This window comes from Pseudomonas sp. S35 (genome assembly GCF_009866765.1).
In the GTDB taxonomy this organism is placed as follows: Bacteria; Pseudomonadota; Gammaproteobacteria; order Pseudomonadales; family Pseudomonadaceae; genus Aquipseudomonas.
This window is the reverse complement of record NZ_CP019431.1, coordinates 4,436,654-4,450,354: the sequence shown is the minus strand read 5'-3', so window position 1 is coordinate 4,450,354 and position 13,701 is coordinate 4,436,654. Positions and strand designations below refer to the sequence as shown.

Below are 13,701 nucleotides of genomic sequence, written 5' to 3'. Positions count from 1 at the left end.
GGGCCTGCCGTCAGGCAGGCCGTTGTTTTACCAGCTCGGTCTGGTAAATCGGTCTCCGTAAAGAATCGCAAACTGATTCATTGCCACTTTCCAATCATGCGCCGGGTGCCCCCAGTTAGCCGTGATATTTCGTAGTCCCAGCCAGATCAGCTTCGTTGCCGCATCGTCGGTCGGGAAGTGCCCACGGGTTTTAATAATCTTTCGTAGCTGAGCGTTGATGCTTTCGATGGCATTGGTCGTGTAGACCACTTTTCGGATACCCGCCGGGAATACAAAAAACGGTATAACCCGATCCCAGGCGCGACGCCATGCAGCAACTACTGTCGGATACTGCTTACCCCAAGGCCCCGCTTCAAAGGCGTTGAGCTCTTGCTCGGCCACGTCCGCATTGATCGCCTGGTAGATCGGCTTGAGGGCTTTGGCCAATGCCCGACGTTTATCCCAAGCGGCATAGTCCAAGCTGTTGCGGATCAGATGCACGATGCAGGTTTGCAGCGTCGTGGCAGGAAAAACCGCTCCCAAAGCCTCCGGTATCCCTTTAAGGCCATCCGTGACGGCGATTAGAACATCTTCTACCCCACGCGTTTTGAGGTCGTTGAAGACCTTCATCCAAAACTTGGCGCCCTCGGTGCTCTCAATCCAGATCCCCAGAATGTCACGTGTGCCATCGGGTAATACGCCCAGCGCCAGATAAATGGCCTTGTTGCGCACTAACCCCTCGTCCCGGATTTTGACCCGTAGCGCATCAAAGAAGATGACCGGGTACATAGGCTCCAGGGGGCGCTGCTGCCAAGAGCCGACTTCTTCCATTACGGCATCGGTGACTGAGCTGATGAAGTCATGGGACACGTCAGTTCCATACTGCTCAGACAGAAAAGCGCGGATCTCACGCACCGTCATACCCCGGGCGTACATGGCAATTATCTTGTCGTCGAAGCCTGTAAAACGGCGTTCGTGCTTGGGAATCAGGATCGGGGCGAAGCTACCATCGCGGTCTCTGGGGATATCCAGGCGAAGCGGCCCATCGTCGGTAAGAACCGTTTTGCCACTCTTGCCATTGCGCTGATTGGTCGACTCCTCAGGGCGCTCCGCGCCCTGAGGATAACCAAGGTGGTGACCCAGCTCGGCACCTAGCGCGCGCTCGATCAGAGCCTTCTTGAACGCCATGGACGCGTCTTGAATGGCTTCGGCGCTCATCGGGCCTTTAACAAACTGCTCGATCAGCTCTTGGGGAATCGAGGGTAACTCCCTCGCTGCTGCATGGGCGGGCTTCTTTTTGGTCGGCATAGATGCACCTCTAGCTACATGTTATGCCCGAACACAAAATTTCTGACAGTCTCGTACGATCCTGCAAGTTCAAGCTTGGCCGGTTCCCGTCGATAACCTTCATGAACCCGCCAATCATGGACCGATTAAATGGCACTCTCCGTCAGCTCCGCCTATCTTCCCCCAGCCAGCAGCCGCCTCGCACCCTCCGACCAGGCGCTGGTGCCCCAACCGCTGACGGATGTTGCCAAGGACGCCCTGGCAAACGCCGCGCCCGCCGCCATCTATCATCCCAGCGAAGACACCAGCAGCACGACGAAACCGCTGGAAGTCGTCGACACCTGGGTCGGTCGCTCAGAATCGCCGGAGTACCATCGATTCGCCGAGCTCTTCAGGACTGCGAACAGCGTGCTGAAAGCCTCTTTCCAGACCTTTCAGGCAACGCTCTCCACCACCGCCCCCGACCTGGCCAGCAAGAAATATGGCTTCACGGTAGACGCTGACGGCAGCCTTAAAGTGCTCAATACCGCCGGCCAGCTCAACAGCTCGGACACCCAGCGGCTCACGGATCTGCTCAACAAATCCCTGGGCCTCAAGACCGCAGCCGTTGCCTACCGAGATGCCGCCATCGACACGACGGACGCCAGCTCGCCCTGGTCCGGCAGCGCCATGGGCTACTACAGCCTGACCCAGGAAAACTTCGCCAACACCATCGACCTGGCGCCACTGTTCAAAGATAAGCACAGCCTGGTACCGGCGGAATTCAGGGATGCAGAGTTTTTGACCCAACTGGCCTACAAAGGCGAACGGGCGACCGAGGCGACGGAAGCGGCGATGTTGGCGCGGCGGGCGGTGCAGCGGTTCAGTACACAGGCTTAACCCACGCACGCAGGTTTTTGTAGTGAGCGGGCTTGCCCCGCGCTGGGCAGCGGAGCAGCCCCAAAACCATACCCTGCGGTTTTCCTGAAGCATCGCAGCGGCCTTATTGGGGCTGCTCCGCTGCCCAGCGCGGGGCAAGCCCGCTCACCACGGGAGGTTGCCGTGATGCCGCTATCTCAAAGAAAAGCACAGCATGGTGCCGGCGGGGCGCAGCGGTTCAGTACACAGGCTTAACCCACGCACGCAGTTTTTTGTAGTGAGCGGGCTTGCCCCGCGCTGGGCAGCGGAGCAGCCCCAAAACCATACCCTGCGGTTTTCCTGAAGCATCGCAGCGGCCTTATTGGGGCCGCTTCGCTGCCCAGCGCGGGGCAAGCCCGCTCACCACGGGAGGTTGCCGTGATGCCGCTATCTCAAAGAAAAGCACAGCATGGTGCCGGCGGGGCGCAGCGGTTCAGTACACAGGCTTAACCCACGCACGCAGGTTTTTGTAGTGAGCGGGCTTGCCCCGCGCTGGGCAGCGGAGCAGCCCCAAAACCATACCCTGCGGTTTTCTTGAAGCATCGCAGCGGCCTTATTGGGGCTGCTCCGCTGCCCAGCGCGGGGCAAGCCCGCTCACCACGGGAGGTTGCCGTGATGCCGCTATCGACCTGGCGACGCTGTTCAAAGACAACCCACCACAGCAGGGCGCGTATCGACAAAGAGAGTGTGCATGATTAATGCGTTCTGAACCCATGCCCCTATAATCAAGCACCGACTGGATGAAGTCGGCTAATGAATCGTTAGGGAAAACTCAAGATGCGAGGCCTAATCGTTAACAGTTTGGCTGTTCTCAGCATGGCAATGTTCTGCGCCGGCTGTACTTCATATGCTTCCAAACCGCCCATCAACGAACCTGTTGACGCCGCAAGCAATGAAAATGTCCCCAGCTTCACGTATGCAGTTGACGCGCCTTGGAAAGACAGCCGCTTCGGCAAGCGCGCCTATCAAGCGACACAAAAAATCATTCCACACGCACAAGACATCAGCTCAACCCCAGCGGCTGCGAACTTCCCCGTACTGGCCATAAAAATCTCGGCGTTTTCCTCGGGCGGGGCGTGCGCGCAGGAATACCTGACGGGCTTGAGTCTTGGCTTGATTCCCAGTTGGTGCACGCGTCAGGAGTTGTTCAAGTTTGATTTCATACTTAATAACACTCACGGCCTGTGCAGGCAGAAAACCTATTCAATAAGCGCCCAGACGTTTTCACATATCACCGTGATTCCATTTGCCATGCTCGATACCGAGGACCAACCCTTAACGCTCTATTCGGCAGCGCTAAAAGCGTTCCTTCAAGACGCGCCCTGTGCAACCTGATCCATGCTTCAAATCGGCCTCTGCAGCACTCGCGCATTCCACACAGCCCGATAGCGCTCGCGCCAACCCGGACTGCCTTGATCCAGCCACGCCAGCGTCGCCTCAATCGTAACCGCGCTGATGACGAAGTGATTGATGTGCTCCGCGATTCGTTCCTGGGACAAATGCAGCAAGTCCAGGTAGGCATTGAACGAGTTCGCCAGTACGACGTACTCATCACCGTGCTGGCGACGCCCTGTCCAGGCGGGTAAACCTGCGACCATCGCGCCCACGTCCTGGCGACCGTCGCGCAGGTCAAGCAGCAACACACTCGCGCCGCCATCGCGGCCGATCGGCAACAACCCCGTCGCGGGGAAACCAGATTGCTGGCGCAGTTGTTCCAGTTCAAAAGGGTTGGACTCGTAGGTTTCACCGGGGTCCAGGCCATACAGCAGGAAACTCAGCAACTCCTTATCGCCATTGCTCATGGTTGCCAGCACGTCGTAGTCCACGGTGGCGCCGTTGCAGGTCTTGAGAAACTGCCGGTAGTCATCCGGCAGGCGGGCGCCGAGAGTGGCTTCCAACTGCGCGAGGGCCTGGTCGGATGCGCCTTCTCGGGTGTCGTCGAAGATCAATCCACGGTAGTCAGTCATTGAGGGCTCCCGGCGCCTTAGTAAAAATCATAATAAAGTGCCCATTCCCCGGTTTGGTTGTGCTTCCAGAACATCAGGCTGCCACTGTGGACCACGTTGAGGTTGATCTTCGCGTCTGATGAGATCTGGAACACAAACTCGAAACCCTCGCCCGGATCAACGCCTGACTGGCAGAACGAGGGGTAACCGCCGATCTTGTGTTCGTAGGTGTGGGTGGTCAGGTCGTAATAGCTTTCTATCTTTCCCGCACGTTCCAGCGCGAGGACGGCTTGCTCAAGGTCCGCCGGGACACCGCCGCCATCCCACAGTGGGTAGTCCTCGGGCACCGCTTGCGCCTTCAGTGGGAAGGGCTTGAGAAATGCACCCGCCACCGGCAGTGCCTTGCGCACCAGCACGTCATCAGGCCCGTATTCGCGGATCACCCAGTTATTTCCCATCGGCTCAAAGCACGCTGGAAACGGGTTAGACATGAACACCGTCAGTACCCGAACCTCGGCCAACAACGGGCTGTTGAAGGGCAGGGCGGGCAGGTAAAACTGCGCGAAGGGGAGCAGCGGTTGCCCCGCGTGATTGGTCGGTACGCCTTCGTCAGGCCGGAACAGGAAGACATTGCCCAGCCAGCTTTCCTCATCGGTACCAAGCGGGCGAAAGCCGCCGGCAATGAACTTGACGGCCGGGCGGGCCAGGCGTTGCTTGATTTGTGGAATATCCATGACGATGCAAAGCTTCCTTTTGCTACAGGCTCAAGGGCCGCAGATTAGCAGTGTGCGGGTGCCATACCGTTAAGGATTGGCCTTGATCCGCCCCAGAATCGCCGTGCGCATACATCCCCAGGCGATCACGCCGACAATCAGCACCTCGGCGACACCCACCAGCACATTGAATGAAAACACCCACGGCTGCTCGGCCCAATAAAAGCTCGCCGAGCCCGAGCGAACACCGCTGACCCGCAGCCGCCCGGTGAACAGCGCGCGCACCAAGGCGATCACGTGAGTCAGCTCCAACACCGCCAGGAAAGCACCCAGCAGTGAGAGCAGGGCACGTGCCGCAATGCCGAGCTTATCGGTGGACTCAGCGACTGGCGCGAGCCCTGTGCTTTTGCGTGGTTTGGCGGCTTTCGCAGGTGCTGGCGCAGGCCTATAGGGCGCCGGCGTTGCCGACCCCACGACCACCTCAGTGGGCACAACCACACCCAGGTAATCGGCCAGTTCACGCAGCCACACATCGGTGCGTTTGCTCCCCGGCACCACCGGCACGTTATCGGTGCTCAACCGTTGCTCGGTGCCGTCGCGCATCACCAGCCACAGCTGGGTGTAGGCGGGCTCGGCCTGCGGGCGGCGGCGAAGTTCGAGGTGGTGGGGTTTATCGATGCTGAAGACCGACTGCACACGCTCGCGGCCACCGAAAAAGTTATGGGTGCGGCGCTTGCCCTCACCGTTCACTCGCGACAACAGCAGCGTCTCGCGGATGCCGGTGTACACCATCAGCAGCAGGCCAAGGGCGGGAATGAGCAGCAGCAGGAGTACGATCAGCAGCGAGCTCAGCGGATCCATGTCTGCCAGCTGCGAGCCGCTATCGGTGAACCAGAACACCACGAAGACCAAAGGCAGGATGAACGCCATCGCGCCTGTCAGCAGCACAAACACGCTTTGCACCCCGTTGCGCGAGTGGACGTGCAAGTCACCCTGTGGGGTGCGCTCGAAGTGATGGCCAATCAACATGCAACTCTCCTGATGCGCGTTTAAAACAGGCCGGGGGCGGGTTTTACGCTGGGCAGAATACCTGATGCCTGTAGGTTTTGATCTGCTGGCTTGTAGCTTCTTTCTGAAAGTGAGTATTTGCCCCTGTTGTTTTCTGTCCATATAGAAAATTCCGATTTTATATTTCGAACTCTTCTTTTATTGAGGTCGGAAATCGGACATGGCAACGGCTTATATCAATCAAAAATTCATTGATTACGCGAGTCTGAGGCGTATGGAACTCAGTGGCGCATCGCCCCTGGCCGCGCAGAAATTCTATGCACTGAACGCGCATCTACCCCGTCCTTTTGTAAGAGCGGGGTACCTGGTTATCGTGCCGAGTCATACCACCAAAGAAAGTACCGCTGACGAAGCCTGGTTAATGACCCGGGCCGCGGAGATCAGCCAAGTGCTGGACCGCGATCCAGAGGTCGGTGGCTTGGTGATCAGTCACTACGATTTGCTGCAGAGCTTGGCGGGTTACACCTCCTTGGGCATCGGTAGCGCTACATCCGCTTGGAGTACCCACCTCAATGACGTCCGCCACACTCTGGAAGACATCGAACAGGCCTATGCTCGGCTCAAGAATGGCACCGTGGGCAGGGAGACGTTCTTTGAGCAACGCCGAGCGCTGCTTAAACAACTGAATGACCAACTACAAGGCGCCGCGCGGTTTGGCACGGGGTTGCGCAGTAATAGTTCGTTGAAGTGGATTCTGCAGATATCGACCAAAAGCGTCCTGCACAAAGGCGATATCAAAGGCTATGCAGAGCGCATCGAACGCATTGCTGCGATAGCTCGACATTTGCGCAAGGGCAGTTACATCGGTCTGGCGCTGGACGTGGGAGGGGCAGGCTTGAAGGTGAGCGCGGCGTGTACGGAGGGGCGGGAGGAAGAGTGTCGTAAAGCGCAGTTTGTCGAAGTGGGCAGGTTGGCGGGGAGTGTTGGTGGATCCATTATGGGGGGTGAGGCAGGCGGTAAAGTTGGACTCGCTTTATGTAGGTTGTTTTTGGGCATTGCTACCAAAGGTGTAGGCCGTGTTTCATGCGGCGTTGTTGGTGGGGCTACGGGTGGGTATATGGGTGGCAGCTATTTCGGTGGTCATGGCGCGCAGTTGGGTGAAGAACTCTATATGGCAGATGACCTATGGATATAGCTGGCTACAGGGTCATCACAGTTCTTGTGGGCGTAGAGGTCATTATTGCCGTCGCGTTACTGCTGTACTCGTACTACTTCAAGCTTGAAAAGCTGGAGCAGTATTTTGAGGGCAATAAGATTGTTCAACACAATAAGCGGCTTTGGCCCGGTAATCGACCGAGGGATAAAGCCATGCGCATGGGGCAGATCGGTTTGTTTTTTATGTTCCCGAAAAGTTACACCCGGTTGGGTGATGTGAGTGAAGAAGAGCTTGTTTGCGTTCCGGTTTCCCTCAAACGTTGGGCGCTATGGCCGGACTACTTGATTGTGCAGATAGTTTTGTTGTCGGTAGGGCGTTATATTTTATAGGTGATGTGATTTCTATGAAAATAAATTAAAGCTGGCCGAGTTTTTGTAGCGATGATCAAGCGCGTCGCTATGGGAGTATCAGTTTTTTTGTGTTCGGGCTGGTTAGGGCCTGCCGTCAGGCAGGCCGTTGTTTTACCAGCTCGGTCTGGTAAATCGGTCTCCGTAAAGAATCGCAAACTGATTCATTGCCACTTTCCAATCATGCGCCGGGTGCCCCCAGTTAGCCGTGATATTTCGTAGTCCCAGCCAGATCAGCTTCGTTGCCGCATCGTCGGTCGGGAAGTGCCCACGGGTTTTAATAATCTTTCGTAGCTGAGCGTTGATGCTTTCGATGGCATTGGTCGTGTAGACCACTTTTCGGATACCCGCCGGGAATACAAAAAACGGTATAACCCGATCCCAGGCGCGACGCCATGCAGCAACTACTGTCGGATACTGCTTACCCCAAGGCCCCGCTTCAAAGGCGTTGAGCTCTTGCTCGGCCACGTCCGCATTGATCGCCTGGTAGATCGGCTTGAGGGCTTTGGCCAATGCCCGACGTTTATCCCAAGCGGCATAGTCCAAGCTGTTGCGGATCAGATGCACGATGCAGGTTTGCAGCGTCGTGGCAGGAAAAACCGCTCCCAAAGCCTCCGGTATCCCTTTAAGGCCATCCGTGACGGCGATTAGAACATCTTCTACCCCACGCGTTTTGAGGTCGTTGAAGACCTTCATCCAAAACTTGGCGCCCTCGGTGCTCTCAATCCAGATCCCCAGAATGTCACGTGTGCCATCGGGTAATACGCCCAGCGCCAGATAAATGGCCTTGTTGCGCACTAACCCCTCGTCCCGGATTTTGACCCGTAGCGCATCAAAGAAGATGACCGGGTACATAGGCTCCAGGGGGCGCTGCTGCCAAGAGCCGACTTCTTCCATTACGGCATCGGTGACTGAGCTGATGAAGTCATGGGACACGTCAGTTCCATACTGCTCAGACAGAAAAGCGCGGATCTCACGCACCGTCATACCCCGGGCGTACATGGCAATTATCTTGTCGTCGAAGCCTGTAAAACGGCGTTCGTGCTTGGGAATCAGGATCGGGGCGAAGCTACCATCGCGGTCTCTGGGGATATCCAGGCGAAGCGGCCCATCGTCGGTAAGAACCGTTTTGCCACTCTTGCCATTGCGCTGATTGGTCGACTCCTCAGGGCGCTCCGCGCCCTGAGGATAACCAAGGTGGTGACCCAGCTCGGCACCTAGCGCGCGCTCGATCAGAGCCTTCTTGAACGCCATGGACGCGTCTTGAATGGCTTCGGCGCTCATCGGGCCTTTAACAAACTGCTCGATCAGCTCTTGGGGAATCGAGGGTAACTCCCTCGCTGCTGCATGGGCGGGCTTCTTTTTGGTCGGCATAGATGCACCTCTAGCTACATGTTATGCCCGAACACAAAATTTCTGACAGTCTCGTCGCTATCGGCTCCAACGAATTTATCACCGGTTACGCAATGCTCCTCCTTTCTTGTGGTCTCTACCCTGACTCCGCAAAAGGACAGGCTTCATGTCGATACGCACTGCGCTCTGCCTGCTGACCCTGCCGTTGTTCGCAGGCTGCCAGTATTTACCCCACACCGATTACTTCACGGCACCTGCAAACGAGCCCAACCCCGCCTGGGTACGCATCGTCAACTTCACGCAGCATGCCGATCTGTACCAATACGAAAACGGTAAACGTTCGGGTGGCGTGATTCGCAGCGGGCCGCTTCCGTTCATTCATACGCAGGATCAGGGGATGCCGAAAGCGGGGCAAAACCTCACGTCGGACTATTACGAAACGCAAATCCGGCCCGGCATCGAAACGCACGTGGGTATGTCCTGGCAGGGCGCGCGCACGCAATCTTGCTACGTCACGGCGAAGTTCACGCCCCAGGCTGGGCGCTTTTACCAGTTCAGGCTGACATCAGGTTCGTCAGGCACCTGTACGCTGTACCCGTCGCTGATCGAGCGCGACAAGGATGGAGGCGGGTGGCATCTCACGCCAAACTCGCAGGTGACGTACAAGGGCGAAGGGCCGACAGCCAAAACCCACTACAACAATAGCCGCTTCGAGGATCCCGATTACCATCCACCTGCGGATCTCTATCCCGGCGTTGACGTTTTATAAACAGGCTAACCACGAGGTCAATATGGGCTATCACGTCACCCACAGATACGGTGCCATGAGCTCGGCGCCTGGCATACACACGTTCCCTGCGCTTCTTGGCGAACTGAAAACGCGTGCGCACGATGAGGAACACGGGCAGGTGTCGGTGACCAACGACGCAGAGTGGTGCATCGCTGTAAACCTGTCGGGCATCGTCACCTTTGAAAACCTGGAGTCCGGTGACCCTCGCCACATGAAGCAAGTGCCGGGGGGCAAGATCCTGGAATTATGGGGTTTATTGGTGCAGGGGGATGTTGCGACTATTGAGCAAGAGCCGTGGGTGGCTGGTTATGGCTGAGTTTATGCGGTCGTTGGGCGATGTGAGTTGAGCTCTTTGGGTTGGCATTCAGCCCTATTTTAGGCTTTGGTGACTGGCAGTTATCGGCCAATTGCCGCCCATCGTGCCAGGCAGCTCTTGTTCCTGCCCAGCCTGAAGTCGGTCACGTAGCTGAGCCAATTGCTCAAAACCGATTATTCAGTTCGCCGCCTCAAGGTTGATCCAGCTAATGCCGCAGCATGAGTGCGAAGACTTTAATTACTCGACCTTGTTATCTGGCAATGGGGCCGTATGAATTTCGTCAAACATAGCAGTTGCCACTGAAGCAGCATAAACAATGTATTTCACATCACTTTCTTTGCTCTTGACTTCATAAATTTCACAAAGAAGACTTTTATTATTTTTGGGTAACACAACAGGCGACCAAGATGAAGGGCTCTTGAAGTTGTACTCAGGGCCTTTGTACGTTAAAGACTTTATGCCAGCAACGGTGCGCTTATATTTTTGTCTATCAGGTCTTTTGGAGTTTTCATAGTCGCCTATAAATGATCCTAAAGAACCAGAGACAACATCTATGCACTCCCTGTCTAGCGCGGTTTCATAATCAGCAGCCGCGTATGTTCCAACGCTGCCATGGTTGGAATAGAATTTTTGTCGCGGCGACAATTTCTCTTCTGGCTGCTTGGGTGTATATTCGTCACCCTCGAAATAGTATTCGATGTACCCTCGCGAAATATCCACCCTGTTGTATTTTGTTCTCTTTTCTATCACGTCTTCGAAAGTATACCAGCGATGCTCAATTAGGGTGTGCTCGACGTCTAGCCCGCTCGCCATCACCTTTAAAGAAAGCGCGGAGCCGAACAAGATATATGCAATATGAATACTTTTCATGAGCTCACCTAAGGCATGGTTTTTTAAATTTTACTTTATTTTAATCAGTGCACGATAGAGTTGTAAATTTATCCAATAGCAAAATCAACCTCATCAATTGAATTGCCCCGCTTTGTAGAAGCGTCGTATGACCGCTTTTTGGCCAAAGCGGACAGATCGACCCAGAACTTGAGTCGACCTATCAATGCAGGTTAGAAATGCCAGTCCTCAGCGTGAACGACACGACAGAATGGGCCCGCCAGGGTTGCATTGTGATGAGCGACGATACTTTCGGCCTTCAATGCGGGAGTGTCAGTGCAGGTATGACCATCGGCGATCAGCACTGCATCGAATCCAAGATCTCGTGCGGCGCGGCAGGTGCTATCGACACAATACTGGGTCTTCATTCCGGCAATAACCACGCCTTGAGAACCACAAGCCTTTAGTCGATCGGCCAGGTCAGTCATGGCGAAAGCGTTAGGTCGGCTTTTTTCGAAAATCACTTCGTCGCCTTGCAGCAACAGTTCCTGCACCAGTTGCGTCAACGGGCTTCCAGGTTCGATAGGCGAGCCGGGCGGCCCCACGTGGCGAGCAAGAAAAATTGGCGTGCCGGCCCTGCGGGCTTTATTCAACAGACTATTCAACGTATTTAGCAGCGCCTCACCAGCCCATGGTTTATCTGGGCCATGAAACAATCCAACCTGCATATCGAGAATCAACAGTGCATGCATTGTGCTTTTCCTTGCGTTTGGACCAGCGACACAAGGGCAAAAGAAAAGGCCCTATCCATCACTGGCGGGCCTTTGAAGTTCGTGCGTTATTGGCTCACGACACCTCTCACGACCCGCCTCGGGCGGTCGTGGTAGTGGTGGTCGAGGCAATACGTAGCTGATTCATAAGTGGACAGTATCTCCACGGTGCTTGGTTGGCAAGGGGACAAGATCTACGCGATGGCTACTTCTTGTATTGCTCATTGAGGTCCGCTTTTGGCCGGAAGCAGGTCCTTAGCGGCTAACAACTTCACCATGTAGGCCCCGTAGTGATTTCACTCCTTACCTACCCTTCCTATAGGTCGCGGCCATGATCATCTATCAAGTCTGTCAAAACCTAACTCGCCGAATCGCTGTATGCCTTACAGCGACGCGGCGAGCGTTGATGCTAGCGCATTGAAGGGCCCGGTATCAGCCGGGGCGAGGCACTTCGCGGTCGAGCAATTTGGCGGTCATGAGTACGCCCAATTCACTCAGTTGGTGAATCGCCAGCGCAATGTCGCGGTGTTTGCCGTTGAGGTCTTCGGATAAGTCGAGCAGCAAGGTGCTGACGGACGTGAAGGTCTCGTAGCTGTTGGTGATGAGGGTTTCGTTGCTGGCGTCGGGGGCGACGGTGAAGAGGGTGGTTGAATCCGGTGTGACATTAAGCATAAAGATATCCTGAATTGGGCCGCCACTTCCCGCTACTAAACGGTGGGTGGCAGCTGTACGCAGGTTAGTAGACCGGTGGATATCTAAAGCCGGCGCGCCCGAAGGCGCCCTGCGTACAGCCACCATCAAGTACAGACGCGATGTCTGATTGATGACGCTCATGCACTTATAGATACCCAAACTCAGGCTACTAAACCCGATCACCGAGATGTCGGCGACCGGGCAACCTTAGAGACGGCTACCCCTGTGCACAAGTCGGCGGATTCTGACGCAAGCGTAGGCAATGGAGCAAGCGCCCTTGCCACAGGGGGCTGGTCAGTTTAGTGAGCCTTCTGCGCGTTTCTTGGCACGCAGTGCCAGGCAGCGGTCGTATTCGACGGTGAAGGCTTGGTTGGGGGTGTCGTTGGCGTGGGTCAGGCGCACGACGCGGATGGTGCTGCGCATGTCTTCGGCATCCTGGCCTTTGAGGCCTCTCATATCCACCAGGACCTGCTCGGCGCGTTCGATGGACATCCCTTGGTTGTTGGCGTCGGTGGCCACTTTGTTCATGGCGGCGTATTTGTAGCACACGTGCACGTCTTCGTTTTGTTGGTTGTCCCGGTTCACTTGTTCGGGTGTGCGGGCGGCCAGGGCTTGTTGGCGGGTTTGTTCGTCGCGTTGGGCCTTGAGGCGTTTTGCTTCGCGTACGGCGGCTTGGTCGGCGAGGGTTTTCGCGTCGCGGGCGGCTTCGGCGGCTTGGTAGGCTTTGTCTTGTTCGGCTTTGCGGGCGAGGGCCTTGCGGTCGATGTCTGCGCGGCGGGCGTCTTCGGCGTTTTGTTCGGCGTTGGCCTGCATGCGGTGCTGGCTCAGGCGTGCGGTGCTGGCGATGTAGGGCTGTTCTTTTTGCAGGGCTTCCAGGAATTCTTTGAACGCGGCGGTCTGTTTGCGTGAGGGCGAGGCTTCGCACATTTTCATCAGCACGCCCAGGTCTTGTGCCAGGAAGTGCTTGGACACGTCCACCAGTTGCGCATGGATCGCGGGGTCGTTGCGGGGGATGACGATGTCGGGGGCCATGATGCGCAGCAGGTTGGAAACGGTGGACGGGTACAGGAAGGTGCTGGCCACTGCGCAGGTGTCTGCGGTGGCGCTGAAGTTTTTGCGCTGGATCTGCTCGATGGCCGAGGCGCGGTAGGTGTCGATGTTTTTCAGGCGCAGGGCGTCAGCGTTGTACAGGACGACGGGTACGCCCATGTCTTTTTCCAGGACCTCGGCGTAGACGCGTGCGAGTTGGTGCAGGGTTTCAAAGTCGTCGCCTTCGCTGCTGGTCGACACCAGCGCGGCGTAGCGGTACTTGCTGGCGTCGGTGAGGTTGGTCTTCAGGATGCCGAAGTTGTTTTTATCAGAACTGTACAGGCCGGCACTGGCGGCGCCGGGCAGGCACGAAATCAGCAGCAGGCTGGCGGCGAGCAGTGTTTTGAATGGCGGCATTGCCTGTCCCTGGTCTTGATTGAATAAGGTGTGCGGGCACGCGCGGTGAAGCGGTGCCGGGCGCCGCATGATAGTGAAATGCCATGACGAAGGCATCTGGAGTTTCAAACCG

The 13,701-nt window shown here is 56.4% G+C and carries 15 protein-coding genes; 6 read left to right on the top strand and 9 right to left on the bottom strand.

The window, feature by feature from the left end; genetic code table 11:
- Positions 1-27: 27 nt before the first annotated feature.
- Positions 28-1,287: an IS256-like element ISPsy17 family transposase gene (locus PspS35_RS19825; protein WP_159934745.1), complete on the bottom strand. Its 1,260-nt coding sequence runs from the start codon at positions 1,285-1,287 to the stop codon at positions 28-30.
- Positions 1,288-1,416: 129 nt separating this feature from the next.
- On the opposite strand from PspS35_RS19825, the gene PspS35_RS19820 reads away from it, so the two are divergent.
- Both PspS35_RS19820 and PspS35_RS19815 read left to right on the top strand, forming a co-directional pair.
- Positions 1,417-2,145, top strand: coding sequence for a hypothetical protein (locus tag PspS35_RS19820; RefSeq protein ID WP_159936448.1), 729 nt, complete (start codon positions 1,417-1,419; stop codon positions 2,143-2,145).
- A 795-nt stretch (positions 2,146-2,940) separates the two neighbouring features.
- On the top strand, positions 2,941-3,498 hold the full coding sequence (locus tag PspS35_RS19815; protein WP_159936447.1) for a hypothetical protein: 558 nt from the start codon (positions 2,941-2,943) through the stop codon (positions 3,496-3,498).
- Between the two features lie 8 nt (positions 3,499-3,506).
- Here PspS35_RS19815 and PspS35_RS19810 read toward each other — a convergent pair whose 3' ends face one another.
- The 3 genes from PspS35_RS19810 to PspS35_RS19800 all read right to left on the bottom strand — a co-directional run bounded on the left by PspS35_RS19810 (position 3,507) and on the right by PspS35_RS19800 (position 5,851).
- Entirely contained in the window at positions 3,507-4,130 is a 624-nt protein-coding gene (locus PspS35_RS19810; RefSeq protein WP_159936446.1) for an SMI1/KNR4 family protein, read from the bottom strand.
- 17 nt (positions 4,131-4,147) lie between these two features.
- Positions 4,148-4,843 (bottom strand): DUF1963 domain-containing protein, encoded by a 696-nt coding sequence (locus tag PspS35_RS19805; RefSeq protein ID WP_159936445.1) that lies wholly within the window; start codon positions 4,841-4,843, stop codon positions 4,148-4,150.
- Positions 4,844-4,912: 69 nt separating this feature from the next.
- Positions 4,913-5,851 (bottom strand): hypothetical protein, encoded by a 939-nt coding sequence (locus tag PspS35_RS19800; protein WP_159936444.1) that lies wholly within the window; start codon positions 5,849-5,851, stop codon positions 4,913-4,915.
- A gap of 199 nt (positions 5,852-6,050) precedes the next feature.
- Here PspS35_RS19800 and PspS35_RS19795 point away from each other — a divergent pair, with 199 nt between their 5' ends.
- Together PspS35_RS19795 and PspS35_RS19790 are read left to right on the top strand one after the other, a co-directional pair.
- Positions 6,051-7,025, top strand: coding sequence for a hypothetical protein (locus PspS35_RS19795; RefSeq protein WP_159936443.1), 975 nt, complete (start codon positions 6,051-6,053; stop codon positions 7,023-7,025).
- Positions 7,016-7,375, top strand: coding sequence for a hypothetical protein (locus tag PspS35_RS19790; protein ID WP_159936442.1), 360 nt, complete (start codon positions 7,016-7,018; stop codon positions 7,373-7,375). The genes PspS35_RS19795 and PspS35_RS19790 overlap by 10 nt, the downstream gene beginning before the upstream one ends.
- Positions 7,376-7,507: 132 nt before the next feature.
- Here the strand turns inward: PspS35_RS19790 and PspS35_RS19785 are convergent, their stop codons facing one another.
- Positions 7,508-8,767: an IS256-like element ISPsy17 family transposase gene (locus PspS35_RS19785; RefSeq protein ID WP_159934745.1), complete on the bottom strand. Its 1,260-nt coding sequence runs from the start codon at positions 8,765-8,767 to the stop codon at positions 7,508-7,510.
- A gap of 145 nt (positions 8,768-8,912) precedes the next feature.
- Here PspS35_RS19785 and PspS35_RS19780 point away from each other — a divergent pair, with 145 nt between their 5' ends.
- Together PspS35_RS19780 and PspS35_RS19775 are read left to right on the top strand one after the other, a co-directional pair.
- Positions 8,913-9,515 (top strand): hypothetical protein, encoded by a 603-nt coding sequence (locus tag PspS35_RS19780; protein ID WP_159936441.1) that lies wholly within the window; start codon positions 8,913-8,915, stop codon positions 9,513-9,515.
- Between the two features lie 22 nt (positions 9,516-9,537).
- Positions 9,538-9,852 carry a hypothetical protein gene (locus PspS35_RS19775; protein ID WP_159936440.1) on the top strand — a complete coding sequence of 105 codons (315 nt, stop codon included), beginning with the start codon at positions 9,538-9,540 and terminating at the stop codon, positions 9,850-9,852.
- Between the two features lie 237 nt (positions 9,853-10,089).
- Here the strand turns inward: PspS35_RS19775 and PspS35_RS19770 are convergent, their stop codons facing one another.
- The 4 genes from PspS35_RS19770 to PspS35_RS19755 form a co-directional block, all read right to left on the bottom strand.
- Entirely contained in the window at positions 10,090-10,722 is a 633-nt protein-coding gene (locus PspS35_RS19770; RefSeq protein WP_159936439.1) for a hypothetical protein, read from the bottom strand.
- A gap of 191 nt (positions 10,723-10,913) precedes the next feature.
- A complete protein-coding gene (locus PspS35_RS19765; protein ID WP_159936438.1) occupies positions 10,914-11,432 on the bottom strand; it encodes an isochorismatase family protein in 519 nt (172 codons plus the stop codon).
- A gap of 450 nt (positions 11,433-11,882) precedes the next feature.
- Positions 11,883-12,122 carry a DUF6124 family protein gene (locus tag PspS35_RS19760; protein ID WP_159936437.1) on the bottom strand — a complete coding sequence of 80 codons (240 nt, stop codon included), beginning with the start codon at positions 12,120-12,122 and terminating at the stop codon, positions 11,883-11,885.
- Between the two features lie 315 nt (positions 12,123-12,437).
- Positions 12,438-13,589 carry a hypothetical protein gene (locus tag PspS35_RS19755; protein ID WP_159936436.1) on the bottom strand — a complete coding sequence of 384 codons (1,152 nt, stop codon included), beginning with the start codon at positions 13,587-13,589 and terminating at the stop codon, positions 12,438-12,440.
- Between the last annotated feature and the right edge of the window lie 112 nt (positions 13,590-13,701).

Excerpts from the sequence above, each read along its gene's own strand:
- PspS35_RS19825 (WP_159934745.1), bottom strand. The coding sequence starts at position 1,287 with ATGCCGACCAAAAAGAAGCCCGCCCATGCAGCAGCGAGGGAGTTACCC.
- PspS35_RS19820 (WP_159936448.1), top strand. The coding sequence starts at position 1,417 with ATGGCACTCTCCGTCAGCTCCGCCTATCTTCCCCCAGCCAGCAGCCGC.
- PspS35_RS19815 (WP_159936447.1), top strand. The coding sequence starts at position 2,941 with ATGCGAGGCCTAATCGTTAACAGTTTGGCTGTTCTCAGCATGGCAATG.
- PspS35_RS19810 (WP_159936446.1), bottom strand. The coding sequence starts at position 4,130 with ATGACTGACTACCGTGGATTGATCTTCGACGACACCCGAGAAGGCGCA.
- PspS35_RS19805 (WP_159936445.1), bottom strand. The coding sequence starts at position 4,843 with ATGGATATTCCACAAATCAAGCAACGCCTGGCCCGCCCGGCCGTCAAG.
- PspS35_RS19800 (WP_159936444.1), bottom strand. The coding sequence starts at position 5,851 with ATGTTGATTGGCCATCACTTCGAGCGCACCCCACAGGGTGACTTGCAC.
- PspS35_RS19795 (WP_159936443.1), top strand. The coding sequence starts at position 6,051 with ATGGCAACGGCTTATATCAATCAAAAATTCATTGATTACGCGAGTCTG.
- PspS35_RS19790 (WP_159936442.1), top strand. The coding sequence starts at position 7,016 with ATGGATATAGCTGGCTACAGGGTCATCACAGTTCTTGTGGGCGTAGAG.
- PspS35_RS19785 (WP_159934745.1), bottom strand. The coding sequence starts at position 8,767 with ATGCCGACCAAAAAGAAGCCCGCCCATGCAGCAGCGAGGGAGTTACCC.
- PspS35_RS19780 (WP_159936441.1), top strand. The coding sequence starts at position 8,913 with ATGTCGATACGCACTGCGCTCTGCCTGCTGACCCTGCCGTTGTTCGCA.
- PspS35_RS19775 (WP_159936440.1), top strand. The coding sequence starts at position 9,538 with ATGGGCTATCACGTCACCCACAGATACGGTGCCATGAGCTCGGCGCCT.
- PspS35_RS19770 (WP_159936439.1), bottom strand. The coding sequence starts at position 10,722 with ATGAAAAGTATTCATATTGCATATATCTTGTTCGGCTCCGCGCTTTCT.
- PspS35_RS19765 (WP_159936438.1), bottom strand. The coding sequence starts at position 11,432 with ATGCATGCACTGTTGATTCTCGATATGCAGGTTGGATTGTTTCATGGC.
- PspS35_RS19760 (WP_159936437.1), bottom strand. The coding sequence starts at position 12,122 with ATGCTTAATGTCACACCGGATTCAACCACCCTCTTCACCGTCGCCCCC.
- PspS35_RS19755 (WP_159936436.1), bottom strand. The coding sequence starts at position 13,589 with ATGCCGCCATTCAAAACACTGCTCGCCGCCAGCCTGCTGCTGATTTCG.